The following is a 25082-nucleotide window of genomic DNA, read 5'->3' on the forward strand; positions in this document are numbered from 1 at the left end:
ATAGGCATGAAATATATTTCCGGCATTATAGCCCTCCTACTCATAGCAGTATTTGCGGCTTGTGAGGATGAGACCAAGAGCTGTGATCAAACCCTGCTTGCAGACCTTGGTATTAACTTTAGAAAAGACTCACTGGATGGATACATCGATAAAGATACCACCTGGCCCAAAGTGGTCTTCTATGCCTTCGGCAAAGACACCCTGGTCAAAAGCGAAGCCAGATCCAGTGTATATTTCGAGCTCGACCCACTTCATGATACCTGTCAATACTACCTGAAACTGGACTCCGCCGCCGTGGCAGATACCCTGACCTTCAGGTATACACGCACCCCGCACTTTGTATCAGCAGGTTGTGGATTCGCTACTTTCTCCACACTGGATACGGTGATAACCACCTATCATACCATCGACGCTTTAAAAATTAATAACCGGGAGGTAACAAGTGATAATACTACGAACGTTTCTTTATACTTTATTTATTAGCCTGTTCGCGGTCGCCGCGCAGGCACAGGTGAAGAAGGATACGCTTCCCACGCCTGTTAAGGATACTGCTCATAAGCCGTTATCAAATGCTGTGCTGAAAACTCAATCAGCAAAAGATACCGCTATTATCAAAGGCAAATCAGCCAAAGATACCATTGCCCCCAAAGGCAAACCGGTTGTAGCCAAAATAGCAGACAGCATCTACCTCTCTAACGGCGGCATCCGCATCGGCCTGGATATCAGCCGTTTTGCCCTCCTGTATTTCCAGCCTTACAGAACAGACATCACCGTACAAGCCGATGTACGCCTTGGCCAGAAAATATATGGTGCCATCGAAACCGGCTGGAACCGTACCTCCCACAGCGATTCCGATTACACCTACAAAGGAAACGGTATCTACAGCACCATCGGTATCGATTATGACCTCATGAAAAAGAAAGAAACCACTGAACAGAATATGCTCTACGGAGGTATCCGTTACGGTTTTGCACATAACTCATACGAAGTACCCACCTACCGGATCACCAGTGACTACTGGGATGCATCTACTACCGGTAGCTATCCCAAAACAAGTATGACCGCCCACTGGATCGAACTGGTATTTGGCCTGAGAGTTGAAGCAGCAAAGAATTTATTCCTGGGATGGGGGGTGAGAGAGAAAATCATGCTCCATAGCAGTGCAAGTAAAGCATTTCCACCTATCGTAATTCCGGGGTTTGGAAGCGGGTCAAAACGATCACAGTTTGATATGACCTATACAGTATCTTACCTGATACCCATGTATAAAGTAAAGGTACATGTACCAAGAGATCAGAAGAAATAGGGGAGGAGACTCCCCTATTTTATTTTAAGGTGCTAGCCATCGTAACGGAAAAGAAGACAATGACCCACTTTTTTTAAGGCCGTATCATATCAATATGTGGCAACCCATGATCATCATACACCTCACTCACCTGCTCAAACCCTAGTTCATTATAAAACTTCAACAGGTACGACTGTGCACTAATTTTCACCGGTACCCTGCCATAATGCTGTTCTATCACCTCCAGCGTACGCCTCATCAGCTCTTTACCCACTCCTTTCCCCCGTGCCTCCTTCGCCGTTAGCACCCGGCCAAACGCCGCCTGCTCATATTTCTTTCCCGGGCCAAAAATGCGGGTATACGCCATAACCTTCCCATCGTCTACCCCAAACAGGTGCAGGGCTTTCTGGTCATAATCATCCAGGTCCTCCGCCATACAGTTCTGCTCAATAATAAACACATTGAAACGTACCTGCATGATGGCATATAACTCGCTATTCGTTAATTCCTCAAAGGATTTGGTAAACCATTGTATCATGCTGACAAATTTAAATAGATGAGTGCAAGTTACAAGGATCATTTTACCAATTGCCACACCTTTCCTTATCTTTGACGAGCCTTAGCGATCAAGTATAGCGATCCTAAAGGCAGGAAAAGGGGAGGATAACCTAAGTGACCTGTATGCATCGTAAACGGATTTTTAACCCAAACCCGATTCCACCATATTAACTTTAAATATATATTTTAACATACCTTTATATCTTAAACCAGCATTTATCCACATGCATCCCAAAAGAAACGTTGCCATACTTACTGGTATTTTCTGCCTTTTATTGTCATGTTTTACAGCTTGCAAACAAACCAGAAAAGCAATGAACCCTGAATTGGCAAAATACATCGACGCCTATACCGCCGGTGTAATTTCCAAACAAAGTACCATCAGGGTACAACTCTCCAGTAATGTAAACATTACCCACACCCAAAATGAACCTGTCAGCGAAGAACTCTTCGATTTCAGCCCCTCTATCAAGGGTAAAGCCTATTGGGTAGACGCCACAACGATTGAGTTTCGTCCGGATGCCAACCTGACTCCCGGCAAAACCTACACCGCCACTTTCAGACTCGGAAAAGTGATCAAAGTCGAAAAAGAATTGCGCACTTTCGATTTCGAATTCCGCGTCATGAGCCCATCGTACGAGATTGAGGACTTCGGTCTCAAAACCGCCAGCACCACCTCGCGCGAAAAAATGGTCTACACCGGCGCCATCGTCACTGCCGATGCCGAAGATCCTCAACAGATCGAAAATGTAGTCACCGCCCACGCAGGTAGCAAATCCTTCCCCATCAAATGGGAACACAACGCTGCCGAAAGAACGTCCAAATTCACCATCGAAAACCTGGTCCGTGCCCAGGATGGATGGAACCTGGATCTGGAATGGAACGGCGCCCCACTGAAAGTAGATGTATCAGGTAAAAAACAAATTGCAATACCTGCCATCGGCGATTTCAAAGTACTCGATGTTAAAGCAATCGTAGATCCGGAACAATATGTACTCGTACAATTCTCCGATCCTGTCAGCGTAGCCCAGAACCTCGATGGCCTTATCGGCATTAGTGGTGTAAGCGACCTGCGCTATACCATCGAAGGCAGTGAAGTAAAAGTATTTGCACCTAAACGACTGGAAGGTAGCTTCTCCGTTGTCATCAACGAAGGTATCCTCAATACTTATGACGATAAACTGAAACAAAGCTTCTCTGCCAATATCGATTTCGAAAATATTCAGCCTTCCGTATCCATCCCTGGCAAAGGCGTGGTACTACCGGCAAGCAATAAACTGGTGCTCCCCTTCGAAGCGGTGAACCTCCGCGCCGTAGACGTGACCATCATCAAGATCTACGAAAACAACATTCCCCAATACCTGCAAAGGAATGACCTGGATGGTACACAGGACCTGCGTCGTGTAGGACGCCCTGTCGTTGAAAAAACCATTCGCCTCGATACCGATAAGTCGCTCAACCTCCATAAACGTAACCGCTTCTTCCTCGACCTGGATCAACTGCTCCGCACTGAACCAGGTGCCATCTACCGCGTAACCATCGGTTTCCGCAAAGCATACTCCCTCATGGGTTGCTCTACCCAAACCGAAGAAAAGAAAGAAGAACAGTCTGAAGAAGACTACTACAGTGACAGCTATGGTGAAAAAATTGACGAAGACGACGACTTCTGGTCCCGCTACGATAGCTACTATCCCTACGGTTACAACTGGGAAAGCCGCGAGGACGCCTGCTCTAACTCTTATTACAACAAAGACAGATGGGCATCCCGCAACGTATTCTCTTCCAATATCGGTCTCACTGCCAAGAGAGGTAATGACAACAGCATGCTCATTGCCGTTACCGACATTCGCGATACCAAACCGCTGATGGGCGTAGAACTGGAGCTGCTCGACTATCAGAACCAGGTGATCTTCAAAACCAAGAGCGACGGCGATGGCCTCGCTACCTTCGACCTGAAACGCAGACCTTACCTGCTGATTGCTAAAAAGGGCGATGAAAGAGGCTACCTGAAACTGGATGATGGTAACTCCCTCCCCCTGGGCCGCTTCGATGTGAAAGGGGAAGAAGTACAAAGCGGTATCAAAGGTTTCCTCTATGGTGAACGTGGTGTATGGCGCCCCGGCGATACCCTGTACCTCACCTTCATACTGGAAGATAAACAACAGAAACTGCCTGCCGATCACCCGGTGACCCTGGAACTGTACAACCCGAAAGGTCAGTTGTACAAAAGGATCAACTCCCTGCAATCTGTAAACGGCTTCTACAACTTTATTACCGCTACCAACCCTGACGACATCACTGGTAACTGGACGGCAAAAGTTAAAGTAGGCGGCGCCCTCTTTACTAAAAATCTGCGCATCGAAACGGTGAAGCCTAACAGGCTGAAAGTAAAACTGGACTTCGGTACCCGGACAACCCTGTCCAAAGACGATGCTTCTGAAGGTACCCTGAGTGCCCAATGGTTGTTTGGCGCTACCGCCCAGCACCTGAAAGCAAAAGTCGATGTGTCACTCACCCAACAGGCTACCAGCTTTAAAAACTTTGCCGGCTATACCTTCGATGATCCTGTCACTCACTTTGAAGCAGAAGACAAAACCATCTTCGAAAGCGCCCTGAGTGAAAACGGTACTGCACCTGTAAAGGTAAACCTGCCACTGGGCAAACTCGCCCCAGGTCAGCTGAAGGCTAACTTCGAAATAAAAGTATTCGAACCTGGTGGCGATTTCAGTATCGACCATTTCTCCATGCCTTACAACCCGTTCTCTACCTACGCAGGTATCCGCATGCCGGAAGGAGATCGTACCACAGGCATGCTGCTCACCGACCAGCCACACCACATCAGCATCGTAAATGTGGATAATAATGGTAACCTGGTGCGTGGATCCAGCAGTGTGCAGGTAGAACTGTACAAAGTGCGCTGGCGCTGGTGGTGGGATGAAGATGGTGAAGACGACTTTACCAACTTCACACAGGATAGCTATAACCAGCTGCTGAAAAAAGAAACCATCTCCCTCAATAATGGTAAAGGTACCTGGGACCTGCAGATCAACTCTCCTGACTGGGGTCGTTACCTCGTAAGAGTAAAAGACCTGAAGAGCGGGCACACCACCGGTAAGTCAGTATATATTGACTACCCGGGTTGGGCAGAAAGAGTGCAGAAAGAAAATCCTGCCGAAGCTGCTATGCTCGTGTTCACTTCTGACAAGAGTAAATACAATGTAGGTGAAGACATCAACCTCACCATTCCAAGTAGTGAAGGTGGTCGTGGCCTCATCAGCATCGAATCTGGCAGCAAGGTGCTGAAATCCTTCTGGGTAAATACGAAAAAAGGGCAGACTACTTTCAGCTTCAAGGCTGACAAGTCTATGGCCCCTAATATATACGTGAACGTGAGCCTGCTGCAACCACATGCACAGACAGTGAACGACCTGCCTATCCGTATGTACGGTGTAATACCGCTTACAATTGAAGATGCGAATACCATCCTCAACCCGGTGATCACCATGGCCGATAAACTGGAGCCTGAACAAAACGCCAGCATCACCGTATCTGAATCCAAAGGCAAATCCATGACCTATACCATCGCTATCGTAGATGAAGGGCTGCTGGATCTGACCCGCTTCAAAACGCCTGATCCACATGCCGCCTTCTATGCAAGAGAAGCACTGGGAGTAAAAACCTGGGATATCTTCGACTACGTAATCGGTGCATGGGGTGGCGATATGGAACGCATTCTCAGTATAGGTGGCGACGAAGGATTGAACAGAAATGCAGGTGCTGCAAAAGCAAACCGCTTCAGACCAGTTGTATTATACATGGGTCCATTCACCCTGAAAGGTGGTGAGAAGAAAACACACAATTTCAAACTGCCTCCATACATTGGTTCTGTAAAAGCCATGGTAGTAGCAGGTCAGGATGGTGCTTATGGCGCTGCTGAAAAAACAGTGGCGGTAAAGAAACCATTGATGCTGCTCACCTCACTGCCACGCGTATTAGGTCCTTCAGAAACGATTCAATTGCCAGTGACCGTATTTGGCCTGGAAAACAATATCAAATCTGCGAAAGTAACACTGGCTACCAGCGCCCTGCTGGAAGTAGTGGGCGAAAGTACGAAGACCGTTACTTTCAATCAGCCAGGTGAACAACTGGTCTACTTCGATGTGAAAGTGAAAGCTGCCGTAGGTGTGGCCAAAGTAAAGGTAACAGCTACCAGCGGCGCCGCGAAAGCAGAAGAACAAACTGAACTGGAAGTACGTAATCCAAATCCGGTGATTACCACCGTTCAGGATGGCACGATAGCCGGTGGACAAAGCTGGAGCGCTGATTACAAACCAGCAGGTATGGCAGGCACCAATACCGGTGTATTGGAAATCTCTACCGTGCCACCTATGAACCTGGCGAAACGCCTGAATTACCTGGTACAATATCCACATGGTTGTGTGGAACAAACTACTTCTGCCGCCTTCCCGCAACTGGTACTGAACCAGCTGGTAGACCTGAAGAGCAGCGAAGCCGCCAATGCTGATCATAATATAAAAGCAGCGATCAACAGGCTGAAAGGCTTCCAGACTTCTGACGGTGGTTTGGCTTACTGGCCGGGTAATGCAGATGCTGATGAGTGGGGTACAAACTATGCCGGTCACTTCCTGCTGGAAGCACAGGCAAGAGGATACGAACTCCCTGCCAGCATGCTGGAACAATGGAAGAAATACCAGCGTAATAAAGCCGCATCCTGGACACCACGCAGTACCAACTTCTACGGTGGCGACCTCACACAGGCTTATCGCCTGTACCTGCTTGCGCTGGCCAAGGTACCTGAGTTAGGTGCTATGAACCGGCTGAAAGAATTCGCATACCTTTCTGATGCGGCCAAATGGAGACTGGCAGCAGCTTATAAACTCGCTGGTCAACCGGAAGTATCAAATATGCTGATCAGAAATTTACCAACCAGTGTGAAACCTTATAAACAATTAGGTGGCACCTTTGGCTCTGATACACGCGATAAAGCGATGATACTGGAAACACTCACGATCATGGGTCAGACTAACCGTGCAAATGAACTGGTGAAAGAACTGGCTGCTGACATGTCGAAAGATGATTACTACAGCACACAGACTACTGCCTATACATTGATTGCCATTGCGAAGTTCTGCGGTACGAACAAGAGTGGGGCCAAAGCAACCTTCACCTACAAGCTGAATGGTAAAGCGACTACTGTAAATGCGACCTCTTACATCACACAGATTCCTGTTACTACTACAGCTGGTAATGTGAGTGTGCAGAACAGCGGTGGTAATATCCTGTATGCAAGACTGATCCTGCAGGGTCGTCCGGATGCAGGGCAGGAGCCAACAGTACCTAACAACCCTGCTGTACTGGGGCTGACAGTGACTTACAGCACACGTGAAGGGCATCCGCTGGATGTAACGAACCTGCGTCAGGGTACAGACTTTATGGCAACGGTGAAGATCACGAATCCGGGTAAGCGTGGATATTATGAACAGATGGCATTGACACAGATCTTCCCAAGTGGGTGGGAGGTGATCAATACCCGCCTGCTGGAAAGCGATAGTGCATTCCATAATTCACCGTTTACATACATGGATGTACGTGATGACAGGGTGTATACTTATTTCAATATTGAAGAGAATAAGACACATACCTACAATGTGTTGCTGAATGCAGCATACTTAGGACATTATTACCTGCCGGCAGTAAATTGTGAAGCGATGTATGATAATACCATACAGGCTTTCCTGCCAGGTAAGTGGGTAGACATAAGTACTAAGTAAATTGACTAAATTTACTTGCTCGTAAAAATCGCTTATGCCTACGGCATAAGCGATTTTTTTGCCGCGAGGGTGACGGCCGGCTTAAAAAGAATTTTATGTGGTTGCGTAAAAGAAAATGGTGGCTCATAGCGACAGCCATTCTACTGATAGTTTATATTTTTTGTCTCCCCGCCCGTTTATTTACGGCCCCAACCTCCTTTGTCATAGAAGATAACAATGGCAGGCTACTCAGCGCCACCATCGCCACAGACGGTCAATGGCGTTTCCCGGTTGACAAACCTGTTCCTGATAAATTTGCCACATGCATTATCGCCTACGAAGACAAACGTTTTAATTACCACTGGGGTGTGGATATCATTGCCCTGGCCCGTGCTATCAAGCAAAACATACAACACCGTACTGTCATCAGCGGCGGTAGTACCCTCTCTATGCAGGTGATCCGCCTCTCGCGCAATAAACCCCGTACCATATTTCAAAAGATGATCGAAGCCATACTGGCTACCCGTCTTGAATTCTCTTATTCCAAAAAAAGAATCTTACAACTCTACGCCGGCAATGCCCCTTTCGGCGGTAACGTAGTAGGTCTGGAAGCTGCTTCCTGGCGCTATTATGGCCGTAGTGCCGAACAGCTCTCCTGGGGTGAAACAGCAGCATTGGCAGTACTGCCCAATAGTCCGGCATTAGTACATCCTGGTCGTAACAGGCAAACTTTGCTCACAAAAAGAAACCAGCTCTTAAACAGGCTGTGGAAAAATAAAACGATTGACAGTATCACCTGTGCGCTCGCTAAATTAGAACCTTTGCCAGATCAGCCGCAGGCATTGCCACAGGATGCCCCACATCTGCTGGACCGGTTCCGCAAAGATTACCGCACAGGTACTACCCGGATCAAAACCACGCTGGAAGGCGATCTGCAAAGAAATGTAGCGAACATCGCAGAGCGCTATCACAATGTTTATAAAGCCAATGGCATCAACAATATAGCAGCAATTGTACTAGACGTAGAGACTGGCAACACACTCGCATATGTAGGCAACATCTATCATCCTGAAGATGCAGAAATGGAAAGCCATGTGGATATCATTCAGAGTCCGCGTAGCCCGGGTAGCACATTGAAACCGGTATTGTACGCAGCAATGATGACAGATGGCATGTTGCTACCACATAGTTTAGTACCAGATATTCCTACACAGATTGCAGGTTATACCCCACAGAACTTTGACTTAGGGTATGACGGTGCAGTGCCCGCCAGCAGGGCATTGGCAAGGTCACTGAATATTCCCGCCGTGCGCATGCTACAGCAATATCGTTATGAACGTTTTCATGCATTGCTGAAGAAAATGGGTATTACTACTTTACGACAACCGGCAGATCACTATGGTTTATCGCTGATCCTGGGTGGTGGTGAAACCAATCTATGGGAGATGGCCGGCATGTATGCAAGCATGGCGCGCACCTTAATACACCTGGATCAATATAAGGGAAAGTATGATGCAGATGATATTCATGCCCCTAACTATATTCATGGATTAAAAAGACCTTCGGCACATGCGCCTGCAGACTATGGCGTACTGGATGCAGGTGCGATCTGGTATACCTTTCAGGCGATGGAAGAGGTGATGAGACCGGGTGAAGAAATGCTCTGGCAACAGTTCTCCTCATCTCAACGGGTAGCCTGGAAAACAGGTACCAGCTTTGGTTTCAGAGATGGCTGGGCCATTGGCGTCACCCCGCAATATGTAGTAGGTGTATGGGTAGGGAATGCAGATGGAGAAGGCAGACCGGGATTACTGGGCGTAGCCACAGCCGCCCCTGTGATGTTCGATGTATTCAGGTTATTGCATACCAGCGGCTGGTTTACCACGCCTTATAGCAAGTTAAGAAAAGTAGAAGTATGCAGGCAAAGTGGCTTCAGGGCCAGCGACCTCTGTCCGGACAAGGATTCGCTATGGGTACCGGCAAATGGTTTGCGGGCTGGTGTATGTCCTTATCATCAGTTAATACACCTGGATCGTACAGGGCAATACCGTGTCACAGCCAATTGTGAATCGCCCCTCAATATGCAGCATGTACCCTGGTTTGTATTGCCACCGGCCATGGAATTTTATTATCGTACCAAACATAACTATGCGGCTTTGCCGCCTTACAGGCCGGATTGTATTGCCAGCTTATCAGCTGATAAGCCAACGATGGAAGTAATTTATCCAAGACCCAACGCCCGCATTTATGTGCCTATAGAAATAGATGGTACACCCGGAGAGGCAGTATTTACGGCTACGCACCGGGATATAAAGGCGAAAATATTCTGGCACCTGGACAATAACTTTATCGGTACTACTGAAGAGTTTCACCAGATGGCATTGCACCCGGCACCGGGTAAGCACATGCTCACATTAGTGGATGAAACAGGGGCAGAAGTACATGTACCCTTTGAGATCCTGGCTAAAGAAAAAGAACAGTAAGGAGCACTAATATCCATATTTTTCTTTCCACAGTCCCCGCAGGTGTTTCCGCATTTCATCTTCTCTGGCATTCTTCCCGGGGTCATACAGTTTCATGCCTTTGATCTGCTCTGGCAGGTATTCCTGCGGAGAAAAGTTGCCTTCATAATCATGAGAGTATTCATAACCTTTGTTATACCCCATCTCCTTCATCATCTTTGTCGGCGCATTCCTGATATTCATCGGCACCGGCAGGTCGCCTGTTTTACCGACTACAGCCAGGGCATTGTTAATCGCCATATACGAAGCATTGCTCTTCGGAGAAGAAGCCAGGTAAGTGGTACACTGAGATAAGATAATTCTTGCTTCAGGATAACCAATCATTGTCACTGCCTGAAAACAACTGGTGGCTAATAACAGGGCATTCGGGTTCGCATTGCCAATATCCTCCGAAGCAGATATTACCAATCTTCTTGCAATGAACTTCACATCTTCACCACCTTCTATCATCCTTGCCAGGTAATATACGGCGGCATTCGGATCACTCCCCCTGATAGATTTAATAAAAGCAGAAATGATATCGTAATGTTGTTCGCCTGACTTATCGTAGATGGCTACCCGTTGTTGTGCAATGTCCATCACCTTCTGATCGGTGATCACGATGGGCATTTCCTGTTGCAGGGTATTTACCACCAGTTCGAATAGGTTCAGCAATTTGCGGGCGTCGCCGCCAGAGATATTGAACAAGGCACGCGTTTCTTTCAGCTCTATTTTCCGGCTACCTAACCACTCATCCTTTTCCATGGCCTGCTGCAGGAGTTGTAACAGCTCTGCCTCACTCAATGGTTTCAACACATACACCTGGCTCCTGCTCAGCAATGCTGCATTTACTTCAAAACTGGGATTTTCGGTAGTCGCACCGATCAGGGTGATAATTCCTTTTTCTACAGCTCCCAGCAGGGCATCCTGCTGGCTTTTATTGAAACGGTGAATTTCGTCTATGAACAATACGGCATATCCCTGTCTGCGGGCAATTTCGATCACTTCACGTACTTCTTTTACACCAGCAGCAATGGCGCTGAGGGTATAAAAGGGTACTTCCATGGTATGTGCGATGATATTGGCAATGGTCGTTTTACCTACGCCGGGAGGCCCCCACAGAATCATGGAGGGAATTTTGCCCTGCTGTATGGCCTTGCGTAAGATGCTGTCTTTTCCGGTCAGGTGTTGCTGTCCCACCAGCTCATCCAGTGTCTGAGGCCGTAACCGCTCTGCTAATGGTTCCATATAAAAGATCTTAACGGGTTAAAATAAAGGCTCCTCATCCTGCCTGTTCTTCCACTCTTTGAGGAAGGTATAAGAGAGCAATACATTTGTTACAATTATTACTCCAATGAGGATAAAAAATATAGCCATGGGGCTCAGCATGGCTCTCATTTTCCCCTGGTCGCTGGCCGGGAGCTGTTTGATCACATCTTCCAAAGGATCCAGGTTGCCTGTTTTGAGGAGCATGAAAAGGGATAAGCCTGCCAATGCAATATATCCACCTACAAAGATGCTGATACCACCAATGATCCGGATGCCACCCGGTGTGCTTTCTTTTAATACCATATTACGATCTATCAGCGCTTTTTGTAAATGAAGTGATAATATAGCATGGATTAAAATGGCGCCTAAAAAGATGCCGGCAGAGAGAATCATCACGCTTCCTGTAGTGAACAGTGTAATAACGAGGCCCATCAGGAAGAAGGTCGAGAACATGATATTAATAGCAGTCAGTCCCCTGAATAATTTAAACTTAAAAGTCATTGATCTCCGGTTTATCGTGGTACAAACCTAGCTAAATCTTCCCTTATAGCAAGATAAAAACAGCCGCCCGTAAAAATCCATTTCTTATACAATCCCCGATTTAGCTATCTTTAAATACTAAACCTGTTTACTTTATGAAGAGCATTTACGCTTTACAACTATCGTTGTTGGCTGCCATCTCGTGGACGGCCTGCAATAACAACACCACAACAGAACAGGCGGGGACAAACCAGGACACCCTAAAAATTCCTGCGTTTGACATAAGTTCCATTGACAGTACTGTGAATCCCTGCGACGATTTCGACAATTTTGTAAATGGCAACTGGAAGAAGAACAACCCGGTTCCTTCTACAGAAAGCCGTTGGGGCGCATTCAATGTTCTTGATAAACAGAACAAAGAAGTAAGGCTGAAAGGCATCATCCTGGATCTGGCCAGCAAAACCGACCTGAAAAAAGGTTCTGAAGAGCAACAGATCTCCGATTTTTACCGCTCCTTCTATGATACTGCCACCATCGAAAAACTGGGTATCGCCCCGTTACAACCTTACCTGGATAAGATTAACGCCATCCAATCCCTGGACGACTGGGCAAAAGTGTCCGGAGAACTCCAGAACCTGGGTGTTAGTACAGTAGCCACTTTCTATATTGGTGCAGACTCCCGCAACAGTAAGATGAATGCTGTATACGAAAACCAGGGCGGCCTCAGCCTCGGCGAAAGAAGCTATTACGAAAGAACAGACAGTGCTACCAAAGCCGTACGCGACGAATTCGTAAAGCATGTGGATAAGCAATTCTCCCAGGCAGGCTTCAAAGATGCAAACCCAGGTCAGACGATCCTGGATTTTGAAACCAAACTGGCTAAATTACAGCTTACCAACGTACAGCTGCGTGACCCGGTAGCTACCTATAATAAAGTGGCCTTTGCAGCGCTGAAAAAACTGGCTCCTGAATTTAACTGGGAAAGTTATGCAGATGTACAGCAGGTGAAAACCGATACCATCATCCTGGAAAACAAGGCATATGTTACCAATTCAGCTAAACTGGTGAAAGCAACCCCGCTGGAAACCCTGAAAACATATGCACGCTGGCAGACCCTGTCCCGTTTTGCAGGTTACCTGCCTAAGGCGTTCGACCAGGAAAACTTCCATTTCTTTGCAACCGTAATGCGTGGTACCAAAGCACAGAAACCTCGCCTGGAACGCGCTATTCGTGCTACCGACGGTACTTTGGGCTTCCCGCTGGGCAAACTGTTCGTAAAACAGTATTTCCCTGAAAGCTCTAAGCAGAAGGTATCTGAAATGATCGAAAACGTACGTGCCGTATATGGAGAGAGAGTGGACAGCCTGAAATGGATGAGTCCTGCTACCAAAGAAATGGCGCACAAAAAGCTGAAATCCTTTACCTATAAAATCGGTTATCCTGATAAATGGAAAGACTATTCCAGCATAGATGTGAAACCAGGTACCCTGATCGAAAATGTAGTGTCAGCTACCAACTACAAACACAAGGAAGAGATCGAAAAGATCGGTAAACCTGTGGATAAATCAGAGTGGGAAATGACACCTCAGACCGTGAATGCATACTATAACCCATTGAACAACGAAGTAGTATTCCCGGCTGGTATACTGCAACCTCCTTTCTTCAATGCGAATGCTGACGATGCGATCAACTATGGTGGTATCATTGCGGTAATCGGGCATGAATTTACCCACGGCTTTGATGACCAGGGTTCACAGTTTGATGCAGAAGGTAACCTGACAAACTGGTGGACGCCAGAAGATCGTAAGAACTTTATGACACTGGCAAACCGTTATATCCGTTATTTCAACGGTATCGAGGTGCTGCCTGGCTTCCATATCAATGGTGCGCTGACTATCGGTGAGAACATTGCTGACCTGGGTGGTCTGACACTGGCTTACCATGCACTGGAAAAATCCCTGAAGGGTAAACCGGAGCCTGCGAAGATTGATGGCTATACCTGGCAACAGCGTTTCTTCCTGGGTTGGGCACAGGTATGGCATGGCAACAGTACAGAGGCTGCGCTGCGCAACCAGGTGCAGACAGATCCACACTCTCCGGCCAGCAGCCGTATAGATGGACCGCTGCCTCATCTGAAAGAATTCAATGATGCGTGGGGATGTACTGGTGGTAAAATGAAACTGGCAGATACTGCGCGAGTAGTGATCTGGTAATATAATATTGAATCAGTTTGAAAAACGCTTTTGCCGGTGGCAAAAGCGTTTTTTTATGTAGATTTGTGTATCCTTTCACCAGATGTAAATTAGAATCATATGACAGGCATCTTCAGACAATACCGCACGGAATTACGCAACATTTTCATCTTAGCATTGATCGTATTCGCTGTACCTTACCTCCCGGCTTTTGCTGACCTGGCATTGACTGCCAAGGGTTTAATCTTTTCTGCCGCTGTCATGGGCAGTTTTGTGCTGGCTATGGTTGTGAAACTTTACTTCCGCATTTTAGTGTTGCGTATCACCAAAGAAAACTAACATTTGATGAAAAAGACGCTTTCAATAGTATTCGCCACATTAGCCGCAGGTGTTTTTTTTGCGTGCAACCAGCCATCTACTGAGAAAGCTGCCGCAAAGGCAGACTCCGTAATGAGTACTGTCACTCAGCCAGCTGAGGATACGACAGCATTACAGCCAATTGCAGGGAAAATGGGTGATCCGGTATGTGGCATGCCTTATGATACTACGTATCATGAATTTAGCGTTTATAAGAATGATACAGTGCATTTTTGCTCCCCTACCTGTAAAAGGGTATTCGATAAGAATCCGGAGAAATATGCAGCTAAACTGGGTCTGTAAGGATTCATATATGATTTAGTATACTTAGCAACGTTGGGAATTATTTCCGGCGGAGTGAGATGTGATAAAGCCCCTTTTGAAGATCATGGGATGTCATCCCTTGAAGTCCATAAGCATTTTTGAGCATAACGTACTGATTGTCAATCAGGCTTTAACATTTCCGAATCGACCAACCGCCTTATTTCGTCTCCCACCAGATGTAACTTCTTATAGTATTTCGCGTTCTAATTGATCATACAAAAACGTGCGCATGAGATCTATATTTACCTGGCTGCTAGTCCTCATGTTATTTTGCAGCTGTGAGAAAAATGATACGGAGGCTACGCCTTCCATAGATGTGACCGGTTCCTGGGAACTGGCCGCCAGTATGAAGCTGCCGGATACTACCTGGCAGGCGATTGCTGCTGCGGATTCTGCGACGTATTCTTTTGATGGAAACGGACAGGTTTCCTATTCGACTAAGGGGTGGCATACTACCGGAACTTATAAAGTGATTGCTGATGGAAGTAAGGTAAAACTTATTATCAGTACGGATTCTTTATCTCAGTATTTAGAGGTGGCGAAGACCAGTGATTCTACGATTCGGGTGGATGATTGGTTGAAAGCGGTGAATAAGGGGTATACCAGTAAGCAGTTTATCAGGGTTTATTAAAAGAAACATCCCGGGATAATTCCCGGGACGGTCAGTTAAACAGCTTATGAAAATCTACGCTTACGTTCAGATTAATAACCTGAAGTTCGGTAGTTAATATTATGGCAGTGTTACCAAAGGATTACCAACGTATTAACAATTAGGTGTAGGGGTATATAAGGATTTTGCCAATAGCTGTTCTTGCTACTTATTCAGAGTTTTTTCCTTTTATAAGGCTGGTGATTAGAAGTCGAAGAGGTCCTGGTTAGGGTAATTTATGTAAGGTTATTAAAGTGAGAATGGGAGGACGGTTATTTTTGGAGGGGAAAAAGAGTGAGTAATGAGGGGGAGTTTGGAAGGGGTGTGAGGGAGCACATCAGGGGGGAAGGGTGAGTATGGGGAGATGAGGTATAGATATTTTGAAGGTGATGAGGGGGAAGAGAGGGTATCTGAGTAAAGAAAATGATTTATATTTGTATAAACTAAAAAGCCAGGTGCTTGGAACACCTGGCCGGTAGCTTCAGAAAAATAATTTCCATAAAGCTATTAGTTTTGAGGTGAACTCGACCAATTTGGTGAGACCGTCAAGGATTACTAAAAACCTTGACGGTTTTTTTATTTTTTTCATAATTGTGATACGGCTGTTTTTATAGCCGCCTCACCGCAGAAAAAGCCGCAAGGCGGCTAACTACAGCGAACCCAATTACTAGCTATTAATCGCCACTTCAATAGCTCTGATTCCAAGTCATATCACAAATCTATCGCAAATTACTATACGAATTACATTCAAATTCATGTATCAAAACGAAGGAAACAAGCTCTCAACAACATCCTCCTAATCCTTTACAGAAAAGGGTCTTCTGAATTATCACATTACTATCAGCACAATATTTTTTATACAATTTTGATACGATTATGATCAGTAATTTTCTCAAAAAAAACTGGTGAAAAAAATGAGTGTATCAGCGTGAGAATGAGAGAACGGTTATTTCTGAGATTAGGTATAGATAAGATGCTGGAATAGTAAAATGTTGTAAATTTGAATAAATAAAAAATATCCGGGCGCGGTAAACACCCAGATATTCTTTTGGATTAGTGAAACATTTTCCACAAAACCGCCAGTTTTGTAATTACATCCACCACTTTCGTGATGCCCTCCAGGGAAGAACTAGAAACCCTGGAGGGTTTTCTTTTTTGTTTTATCATATAAATACGGCCATTTTGATCAGCCGCCTCTGCACGACCAGGCGGCCGTCAAGGAGCAATTTATATAACCGCTATTACGAATCATTTAATAGCGCTGATTTACCGTCATTACTACAAATCTATCGTAAATACCTATACGAATCACACTCAATTTCACTGATCAAATACAAGTATTTTTTGTCTTATTAATCCCTTCCAAATCTTTTATTGACAAGCTTTTTCATTACATCAATCCAAATTAATAAATCACGATTTTAGTACTCATTTTAAGTACCGCATTTCGATAAAATTTCAAAAAAAACTTTCGCGCACGCATCGTGTATAAGACCGTTGTAACTTTGTATAGGAAACGATCGATAGCTGTGACGTTTCTTATTTTTGCTCATATCGTGAATCGGCTGTTTTGCCAAACAAAAAAAGGGCGTATCTCCCGATACGCCCTTCGACTTTTACATACTTTATCTAATTAGAAACTATACCTCAAACCTAACTGCATCTGATGTCTGCTCGCAAAGAAATCCTTAGAATAAGGAGTACCTGGATTAGACCATGTATAAACAGGATTTGCAGTCGCTGAACCAGCAGTAGCAGTCTTCAAACCTACACTCGCCATTGAGTTGAATGTATTTGGAGAGAAGTACTGTACACCCCAGTTCTTATTAATCAAATTAGTCACATTCACGATATCATAAGTAAGCGTGATCGTATGATTTACCTTACCACTCTTGAAATTGAAATCCTGTGTGAAGCGGAAGTCTGCAGAAGTATTCCACGGTGTACGACCACCATTACGCTCTGTAAACTCACCCTTACGTGTCTTCAGGTACTTATTACCCTCTACATAAGCAAAGAACGCATCTGCCATTGACTCATTAGCAGCAGAGAAGAAAGAACGAGCCTCTGTCTGATCTTTTGGAATATACACCAGGCTCACCTGCTGTGGAGTACCCTGGATAGTGCTGTTCACAAATCCATAAGAGAAAGGAACACCAGAAGATGTATTGAAGAACACCGCGAAGTTAGCTACCCAACGATTCTGCTTAGTCCAGTCAACTTTGTAAGAAGCTGTCGCCACTACACGATGACGGATATCAAAGTTAGAATAAGCCAGACCAGGATTGTTAGGATTCAGTGCCTGGTTCAGCTGCCAGTTAGACTCCATGGAGTTACGGATACCGTTGGTAATATCTTTAGACTGACCATAAGTATACGCTGCAGTTACATTCAGACCAAATTTCCAGGTCTTGGCCACCTGACCGGTGATGTTGTAACGGAAACCTTTGTCAGTATTTGATAACAGGTAAGCGTTAGTATACTTAGAGTTGATCTTGGAACCAGTATAGATAGGCTGCTGGTGTTTAGTATCATATGGCAGGTAGTAAGGATTATCTACCAGGTTTACCTGCTGGAATTTCAGGTCCTTGATAGTCTTGGTATAAATACCTTCTACTGTAAAACGCCATTGATTAGGAGTGGTATAATCCAACGCTAAGCTGCTTCTCCACATAGATGGCATCTTAAAGTTGTTATCGATCATATCCACCTGAGTAGCACCGGTTGCATCATGTACATCTACACCCTGTGCAGACACGAACTGTGCAGCACCCTGACTGTTTACCTTTACAGGATTAGAACCAGCAGCAGGAGCATCTGCAGCGCTGGTATAACCGAATTTCTTATCGTACGCACCATAAGTCACACCATTGTTGTAGTAAGCATAACCTAACCATGCGAACGGAATACGACCGGTGAAGATACCAGTACCACCACGCAGCACCAGGCTCTGGTCGCCCTTGATGTCGAAGTTGAAACCTAAGCGTGGAGAGATCTGTACGTTGTTCAGATATTTGTTCTTAATATCTTTTGGTTTAGTATACGTATAGGTAGTACCATAATTGGCATCTACAGGCGCATTGATAGTTTTGTCACTCAGCGGTTGCTTGTTAGGCAGGCTGGTATAGTCTAAACGCACACCAGGAGTCAGTTTGAAACGGTCAGTGATCTGGATCTCATCCTGGGCATACAGAGAGTACAGGTTGATCTTGAACGCTGCTGGTGGGTGAGACATGATATAATCACGTGAGTTGTCTGTGTAGTTGAAGTTACCACGTACACGGCTAGGCTGGTCAGCCAGGAAAGAAGCAATGCTGCTGTAGTCAACACGGCCGTTCCAGGAGTTTACGAAACCATATGTGATGTTGTAAAACTCGTTGTGTGTACCGATGTTGATATTATGTCTTCCTTTGAAGATATTCACGTTGTCAGTGAATTCAAAGGTCTTTTGCTTCATGTTGAAGATAGCAGCTTCACGGTCAGTACCCAGGAAGATAGTACCACCATTGCTCGCGATCTGGATCTGAGGCAGTGAAGGATCAGACAGTGGATCGCGGTAATCGTGAATGCTGGAATAACCCAGGATCAAACTGTTTGACAGCGTATTGCTGAAATGGCTTTTCAACTCAGCAACAGTTGATGTCTGGTTGTTGGTTTGTTTGTAATCAATACCGCTGAAACGGAAGTTCTGCTGGTCACGCTCCAGGTTAGTTGCCTCAGAGAGGATGGTATTGTTACGTACTGACAGCTGGTGCTTGTCATTGATGTTCCAGTCTAAACGGTTAAAGAACTTAGTAGAGTTGGAATAGATATTATAGTTGCCGTAAGTACCGGCGTTGTATTTACCAGTTTTATCCACATCCAGTGCACTCAGGTGATCAGCGATCTGTTTTGCCTGATCAGCAGTGAGCAAAGTCATGTCAGAAGAACCTGCAGCGAGGATCACAGGATCCTGACGGCGGGTGATTTCTTCGTTGGTAAAGAAGAACAATTTGTCTTTGATGATTGGGAAACCAATACGAACACCTGTCTGATATTCGTGGAAGCTGGAAGGTTCTTTGGAACCGTCACCTGCGTGGTTCTTACCAATCATAGATGCGTTACGACCAAAAGCGTAAACGGAAGCATGTACATCGTTGGTACCGCTACGTGTTACGGCGTTGATACTACCACCCAGGAAGTTACCAATTTTCACGTCGTAAGGAGCCAGGTATACCTGGATATCCTGAACGGCATCCAGAGAAACCGGGTTAGTACGGGTAGAGCTACCTGGCTGTCCGGAGCTGTTAGTCTGACCACCCAGGGAAGGGCTAAAGCCGATAGCGTCGTTATTAATAGCACCATCCAGGGTCACGTTGTTATAACGGAAGTTAGAACCCAGGAAGGAGTTGTTATTACTTTGAGGAGTACCACGAGTGAAGTCCTGGAAGCTACGGTTCAGAGATGGCAATGTTTTCAGCGCATTCTGACCTACACGGAAACCACCTGGTTTACCAGTGGCATTGCCTTTTACAACTACTTCGCTCAGTGCAGTAGATTCATCCTGGAGCAGGAAGTTGAAAGTTACGCTACCCAGGGATAAGTTGATATCAGTTCTTTCTTCCTTCTTAAATCCGATGAAGGTAACGGTGATGGTATAAGGACCACCAGGATTAAGGTTGTTGATAAGGTAACGGCCCTCGGCGTTGGTTTGTCCGCCATATTTGGTACCGGTTCCAGTGTTCACAGCAAGTACAGTTACACCAGGCAAAGGTTCTCCTTTTGCGCTTACTACCTTACCAGTGAGTTGTGATGTAGTAATTTGAGCCTCTACGTTGGTTGCAGCTAGTACAAGGATACTAAAGAAAAAAATTAGTGAAGAGTAAATCTTATTCACGTCAGTTAAATTTGACGCAAACGTATTCTCACAACATTACGCGTGTGTTAACACAATATTAAATTAATGTTAACGAGCGAATGCAGCACTATGTACCAACGAATTACATATGAATTCGATGATAATTTGTGAAAAATAAATTAAAAATTAGCGTGAATGGCAAGCCATCACATAGGTGCGGATAAGAAGAATTTGTCAGTTCGCTATAGGTATTCTCTTAGTACGCATTATATTCAAAAGTAAAGGGTCTGTGTTAAGGGATTGTTACGCTAATATTAACTTTATCTCTGATAACTGTTAAAATTATCATAAGAAGGTGAGCCATGACAAAGGGAAGTAGCCTATTATATAAAAAGAAACGCTTTTGCCTGTGGCAAAAGCGTTTCTTTAAATTGCTATGTAAGAATATTAATACACAGTTGTTTCTGCACCAGCAGTAGTCCAACCTTTAGTCCAGTCGGTAGTACCATCAAATGCACCTCTGTAGGTAGTTACAGTGAAACCGGTAGTCAGGGTAGTGAAATCAGCACCAGTCAGCGCAGGAGATCCGGTTTTCAGCAGGAAGCTAGGTGTACCAACGTTAGTAGAAGCAACACCAGCAGAGAACTGGTAAGGATTATCCAGCAGTACATCTGTAGCAGCAGTCAGCACAGTTGTGTTTGTAGCAGCCCACCATGTAGTCCATGCAGCATTGTCTGTAGTGCTCCACTCGCTCTTGGTGGCAGCTGTAGTGCTACCAGCAATGATGTTGTGAGAGAATACCAGTGTACCTTCAGCAGCGTTAGCAGAAGTCTTGTGAGATACAACCTTGCTGTCATCCAGGTAGAATCCATAAGGGAAACCAATGATCAGGGAGTTGTACAGGCTCATAGAAGAGTTACGACGGATCTGTGCACCATGCTGATAGTTAGCGTTAGTAGAACCGGTAGAACCAGGACCAACGATCGTCATGTTAGAGAATACTGCTTTAGTCTGTGGAGCGTTGGTAGAACCAGTAGCATCGTTGTCAGACTCAAAACCGTTAGAACCTGATTGGTCAGCGATAGTTCTGTAACGCTGTGCCAGACCGAATTGTACACGACCAGAGAAACCGTTGTCAGTATCGAAATCATCATCCCAGGTATAAGTTGCTACCAGGTGATCACAATTTACAGTACCACCAAACCACTCATAAGAGTCGTCGCCAGAACGGTACACCTGTACGTAGCTGATAGTAGTACCACTACCAACACCGCCCATTGTCAGACCGTTGATTTCGTTATCAGGAGAGTAAGCGATACCAGCGAACTCGATACGTACATATTTCAGTACACCAGAGTTGTCGGCAGCATCGGTACCACCGTAATAGATATAAGTTTTTTCATTACCACCGTTAGTTGGGGTCAGACCACCTTCGATCTTAGCTTCGCCACCAGTAGCATTAACAGGTGCTTTACCCAGCAGGATGATACCACCCCAGTCACCTTCTCTGCGTGCACCAGCTTCCTGGGCAGATGTGAAGACGATTGGTTTTGCAGCAGTACCTTCTGCATTTACTTTACCACCACGGGTTACTACCAGTGTACCCCTGGATGCTTTGTCACCCACGATTACGGTACCAGGTTCGATGGTCAGGGTTGCACCGCTCATTACATATACAAAACCTTTCAACTTATATTTTTTGTTGGCAGATAAGGTTTGGTTCGCAGTGATGTCGCCGGAGATTGTTACGTACGTAGAATCAGTCGTAGATGTAGTGTTGTTGTCATCCTTGCTGCAAGAGGTCATCGCCCCAAAAGATGCCAGTACCAGCAAGCCTAAAAGATACCTTTTCATGGATTGTCTAATTGAATTTAGGTTCAGAAAAATTTAAACTACTTTGATAAATGATATGTAAATGTCAATGTGAATGAAGTACCAGGGCGATACTGCTGTAACAGGTAGTCTTCGCCGGAGTTGATGCTTCCTTTTTGATACACAGGATGATCGAATTTGTTATTCCCATTCTGGTCGTAATAGAACTGGTAACGGGCATTTAACAGGTCTTTGATGTTCAGACGGAATCCGCTACGCTTGCTCACATTCAGGTTAGCCTGGAAATCCAGCAGGTCTCTTGGGCTTTCGTAGATGTTACCGAGTCTGCCGGAACCATCTGCACCACCACCTTCGCCTACCAGGTACAGGCGCTGACCAATCCTGTTGTACAGCAGGTTAAAGCTCACCTTATCATTAGGCAGTGCATAACCCAGGCTTGTATTCACTACGTAGTTGGATTGACCGGATAATGGCCTGTCTTTCGCAGTAGTAGTTGTATTGTCAGATACTACAGACTTGATATAGGCTACGTTCGCATAGAAAGTCACATTATCCAGGAAGCTATGTGGTGCAATGAATCCCAGTTTCTTTCTTACTTCTATTTCCGCACCAATGTTGTATGCATTTGGATAGTTGTACGGCGTTACATCATACTGGCTCAGACCAGATGAAGTAACCCTGCTTTCTATCGGGTTGTTAAAATATTTGTAGAACACAGAACCAGATACTACTTCACCGGCAGCAGGGAAGATCTCATAACGCAGATCTGCATTATCAATCTGGCTGCGTTTCAGGTTGGTATTACCATTGATGAGTGAAGACATCTCATAATCGTAATATGCTAATGGTGCGATCTCACGCAGTTCCGGTCTTGCCACTGTTCTGTAATAAGAGCCACGCAGGTTAGAACGCTCATTCAGTGCATATGTAATGTTTGCTGAAGGCAGTACATCCAACCAGTTATTATCCAGATCTATAGTTGCGTTATTGATCGGTGATTTCAATTTCAGGTTGAATGATTCCACACGCACACCCCATACGATACGGATCTTATCAGAAAGGCGGTTATCGAGTTGTGCATAACCAGCAGTGGTCAGTGTAGTTGCTCTGTACTCATCGGCAGTAGAAGTGATATCATCCAGCTGATAATAGTCCTGATCAATAACGTCATTGCCAAACAGTGTGCTGATGGGGCGTTGTGCAACTGCATCACCACCATCCTTAATAGGATCCAGTTTAAAACCGATATAGCGGGCATGGAAATCCCTGGAACGATATTGTCCTACTGCACCTGCCTTGAAAATGCTCTTGTTGTCGAGGAAACGAAAAGGATGTGAATAGTTTGCACTGGCGATATAGATGTTTTCATCCAGGTCAGAAAACAGTCGGCTGTTGGCTTTACCTACAGATCCGATATCGGCTACCATTGGCGCAGCGGCATCATCAATGGCTCTGCCATATGATACTTTGCGCTGGTCTGGCTGGTTGTTAGTTACTTTGTTGTAAGACAATAACCAGTTCACTTTACTCTGTCCCTGTCCTACCTGGTGATCACCTTCTACCGATGTTTTGAACAGTGATTTCTGCACCAGGTCAAATGCATAGTAGTTGATGTACTTAGAGCTGCCGATGTTGTCACCTTGCCTGTACAGGAAGTTGTCATCGAAGATTTTGTTATAGATATTTCTCCATACCAGTTTGCTTTTGCCGGTAGTATAACCTACGTTTGCTACAGCACCCAGGTTAGAAGAGTATTTATATACATTGTCAATATAGTCGAAGTTGTCATAGTGCCTGATCATATCTTTCGCCACTGTTTCATTGTGTGAATAGGTCACACCTGCAATCACACCCAGGCTACCGTGTTTCTTAGTATCCCAGTGATTTCCCCAGCTGCCCTGCAGGTTGATGGCTGGTGCACCATTGCGTTCCCTTACGCGATAGTCATTGTTCAGCGACTTCTCTGCTGCACGTGTTTGTGCAGTGCTCAATTGGTTATTCACGATCGCTGCAGTAGAAGGGAAGGCTGATGGCAACTGACGGCCGCCATTATCAAACCCTAAGATATCGGTACTTGTTTTATAACCAGTTTTGAAAGGCTTGAAAGTAGAGACAGTATTGAAACCGGTACCTAATGAAATATCGAAGAACTGTTGTTCAGGAATTTCTTTGGTTTGTACATTGATCACACCACCAGCAAAGTCACCAGGCAATTCAGGTGTAGCGGATTTGGTGATCACAATGTTGTCGATCATATTCGCAGGAATAATGTCGAACGAGAAAGCCTTACGGTTAGGCTCAGTACTGGGCAGGATGGCATTATCTACCAGCGCTACGTTGTAACGGTCACTCAGGCCTCGTACAATTACGAATTTATTGTCCTGGATGGTGGTACCGCTTACACGCTTCAACACTTCACCAGTACTGCGGTCTGGCGATTTTTTAATCACATCGGCAGAGATACCGTCTGATACGGCGGCATTGTTCTTCTGCAGGGTATATAATGCGTTGATTGTTTCCTGTTTGAAAGAGCCTTTGATCACTACTTCTGCCAGGTTTTTGGAAGTAGGTTCGTCCATGATTACGGGCAGACTGGTAGCATTACTACCTTTTACAACCACTTCGGTGACTGCTTTGGTCTGGTACCCCATGTATTTGAACTCAAGTGTGTAAGTACCCGGCGCGATATTCAGTGTATAGTTTCCCGTTACATCTGTAACAGTGCCGTGCGTAGTCCCCTGAATTAATACGGTTACACCAATCAATGGTTCTCCCGTCTTCTGATCAGTTACTTTACCAGTAATTCTTCCATTATCGAAGCCAAAGGATGGCATTACAGTGCACAAAAAAAGACATACACACAACAGTGCGGACTCAAAAAGTTGCTTCACAGTAGAATTGTTCGTTCGTGAATTATAGATTGATAGTAGCGCAAAAGTAGAGGGGCTATATAACCGTAATGTTAAGGGAGCGTTACCGTAATGTTAACAGTTGCTTGTATTAGGTATAGGGCTTTACATATAATA

General features: G+C 45.4%; 14 protein-coding genes. 8 read left to right on the top strand and 6 right to left on the bottom strand.

The annotated features are described in order from the left end of the window. Window positions 1-6 precede the first annotated feature (6 nt). Both ABDW16_RS17035 and ABDW16_RS17040 read left to right on the top strand, forming a co-directional pair. Window positions 7-483, top strand: coding sequence for a DUF6452 family protein (locus ABDW16_RS17035; RefSeq protein ID WP_343671315.1), 477 nt, complete (start codon window positions 7-9; stop codon window positions 481-483). Further along, window positions 443-1306 (top strand): DUF6048 family protein, encoded by an 864-nt coding sequence (locus ABDW16_RS17040; protein WP_343671317.1) that lies wholly within the window; start codon window positions 443-445, stop codon window positions 1304-1306. The genes ABDW16_RS17035 and ABDW16_RS17040 overlap by 41 nt, the downstream gene beginning before the upstream one ends. 73 nt (window positions 1307-1379) lie before the next feature. On the opposite strand, the gene ABDW16_RS17045 is transcribed toward ABDW16_RS17040, so the two are convergent. Further along, window positions 1380-1823 (bottom strand): GNAT family N-acetyltransferase, encoded by a 444-nt coding sequence (locus tag ABDW16_RS17045; protein WP_343671319.1) that lies wholly within the window; start codon window positions 1821-1823, stop codon window positions 1380-1382. A gap of 334 nt (window positions 1824-2157) precedes the next feature. Here ABDW16_RS17045 and ABDW16_RS17050 point away from each other — a divergent pair, with 334 nt between their 5' ends. Then, entirely contained in the window at window positions 2158-7635 is a 5478-nt protein-coding gene (locus ABDW16_RS17050) for an MG2 domain-containing protein (RefSeq protein ID WP_343671321.1), read from the top strand. 95 nt (window positions 7636-7730) lie between these two features. Next, window positions 7731-10097, top strand: coding sequence for a penicillin-binding protein 1C (pbpC, locus tag ABDW16_RS17055; protein WP_343671323.1), 2367 nt, complete (start codon window positions 7731-7733; stop codon window positions 10095-10097). Window positions 10098-10103: 6 nt separating this feature from the next. Here pbpC and ABDW16_RS17060 read toward each other — a convergent pair whose 3' ends face one another. Both ABDW16_RS17060 and ABDW16_RS17065 read right to left on the bottom strand, forming a co-directional pair. Then, window positions 10104-11363, bottom strand: coding sequence for a replication-associated recombination protein A (locus ABDW16_RS17060; RefSeq protein WP_343671325.1), 1260 nt, complete (start codon window positions 11361-11363; stop codon window positions 10104-10106). 18 nt (window positions 11364-11381) lie between these two features. After that, complete coding sequence (locus ABDW16_RS17065) at window positions 11382-11885, bottom strand: hypothetical protein (protein ID WP_343671327.1); 504 nt, start codon at window positions 11883-11885, stop codon at window positions 11382-11384. Window positions 11886-12019: 134 nt separating this feature from the next. Here ABDW16_RS17065 and ABDW16_RS17070 point away from each other — a divergent pair, with 134 nt between their 5' ends. The 4 genes from ABDW16_RS17070 to ABDW16_RS17085 all read left to right on the top strand — a co-directional run bounded on the left by ABDW16_RS17070 (window position 12020) and on the right by ABDW16_RS17085 (window position 15368). Next, window positions 12020-14077: a M13 family metallopeptidase gene (locus tag ABDW16_RS17070; RefSeq protein ID WP_343671329.1), complete on the top strand. Its 2058-nt coding sequence runs from the start codon at window positions 12020-12022 to the stop codon at window positions 14075-14077. Between the two features lie 99 nt (window positions 14078-14176). Then, window positions 14177-14395, top strand: a complete 219-nt coding sequence (locus tag ABDW16_RS17075; RefSeq protein WP_343671331.1) for a hypothetical protein — start codon at window positions 14177-14179, stop codon at window positions 14393-14395. 6 nt (window positions 14396-14401) lie between these two features. Then, entirely contained in the window at window positions 14402-14716 is a 315-nt protein-coding gene (locus tag ABDW16_RS17080; RefSeq protein ID WP_343671333.1) for a YHS domain-containing protein, read from the top strand. Window positions 14717-14966: 250 nt separating this feature from the next. Beyond that, window positions 14967-15368 (top strand): hypothetical protein, encoded by a 402-nt coding sequence (locus ABDW16_RS17085; protein ID WP_343671335.1) that lies wholly within the window; start codon window positions 14967-14969, stop codon window positions 15366-15368. A 1651-nt stretch (window positions 15369-17019) separates the two neighbouring features. On the opposite strand, the gene ABDW16_RS17090 is transcribed toward ABDW16_RS17085, so the two are convergent. The 3 genes from ABDW16_RS17090 to ABDW16_RS17100 all read right to left on the bottom strand — a co-directional run bounded on the left by ABDW16_RS17090 (window position 17020) and on the right by ABDW16_RS17100 (window position 24947). Next, entirely contained in the window at window positions 17020-20262 is a 3243-nt protein-coding gene (locus ABDW16_RS17090; protein ID WP_343671337.1) for a carboxypeptidase regulatory-like domain-containing protein, read from the bottom strand. Window positions 20263-20670: 408 nt separating this feature from the next. Next, window positions 20671-22077: a hypothetical protein gene (locus ABDW16_RS17095; protein ID WP_343671339.1), complete on the bottom strand. Its 1407-nt coding sequence runs from the start codon at window positions 22075-22077 to the stop codon at window positions 20671-20673. A gap of 38 nt (window positions 22078-22115) precedes the next feature. Beyond that, window positions 22116-24947 (bottom strand): TonB-dependent receptor, encoded by a 2832-nt coding sequence (locus tag ABDW16_RS17100; RefSeq protein ID WP_343671341.1) that lies wholly within the window; start codon window positions 24945-24947, stop codon window positions 22116-22118. Between the last annotated feature and the right edge of the window lie 135 nt (window positions 24948-25082).

The sequence above is a fragment of the Chitinophaga sp. genome (assembly GCF_039596135.1).
In the GTDB taxonomy this organism is placed as follows: domain Bacteria; phylum Bacteroidota; class Bacteroidia; order Chitinophagales; family Chitinophagaceae; genus Chitinophaga.

Bases quoted from the DNA above. Each gene is read 5' to 3' on its own strand.
- ABDW16_RS17060 (WP_343671325.1), bottom strand. From the start codon at position 11,363: ATGGAACCATTAGCAGAGCGGTTACGGCCTCAGACACTGGATGAGCTG.
- ABDW16_RS17045 (WP_343671319.1), bottom strand. From the start codon at position 1,823: ATGATACAATGGTTTACCAAATCCTTTGAGGAATTAACGAATAGCGAG.
- ABDW16_RS17065 (WP_343671327.1), bottom strand. From the start codon at position 11,885: ATGACTTTTAAGTTTAAATTATTCAGGGGACTGACTGCTATTAATATC.
- ABDW16_RS17080 (WP_343671333.1), top strand. From the start codon at position 14,402: ATGAAAAAGACGCTTTCAATAGTATTCGCCACATTAGCCGCAGGTGTT.
- ABDW16_RS17035 (WP_343671315.1), top strand. From the start codon at position 7: ATGAAATATATTTCCGGCATTATAGCCCTCCTACTCATAGCAGTATTT.
- ABDW16_RS17085 (WP_343671335.1), top strand. From the start codon at position 14,967: ATGAGATCTATATTTACCTGGCTGCTAGTCCTCATGTTATTTTGCAGC.
- ABDW16_RS17075 (WP_343671331.1), top strand. From the start codon at position 14,177: ATGACAGGCATCTTCAGACAATACCGCACGGAATTACGCAACATTTTC.
- ABDW16_RS17095 (WP_343671339.1), bottom strand. From the start codon at position 22,077: ATGAAAAGGTATCTTTTAGGCTTGCTGGTACTGGCATCTTTTGGGGCG.
- ABDW16_RS17070 (WP_343671329.1), top strand. From the start codon at position 12,020: ATGAAGAGCATTTACGCTTTACAACTATCGTTGTTGGCTGCCATCTCG.
- ABDW16_RS17050 (WP_343671321.1), top strand. From the start codon at position 2,158: ATGAACCCTGAATTGGCAAAATACATCGACGCCTATACCGCCGGTGTA.
- pbpC (WP_343671323.1), top strand. From the start codon at position 7,731: ATGTGGTTGCGTAAAAGAAAATGGTGGCTCATAGCGACAGCCATTCTA.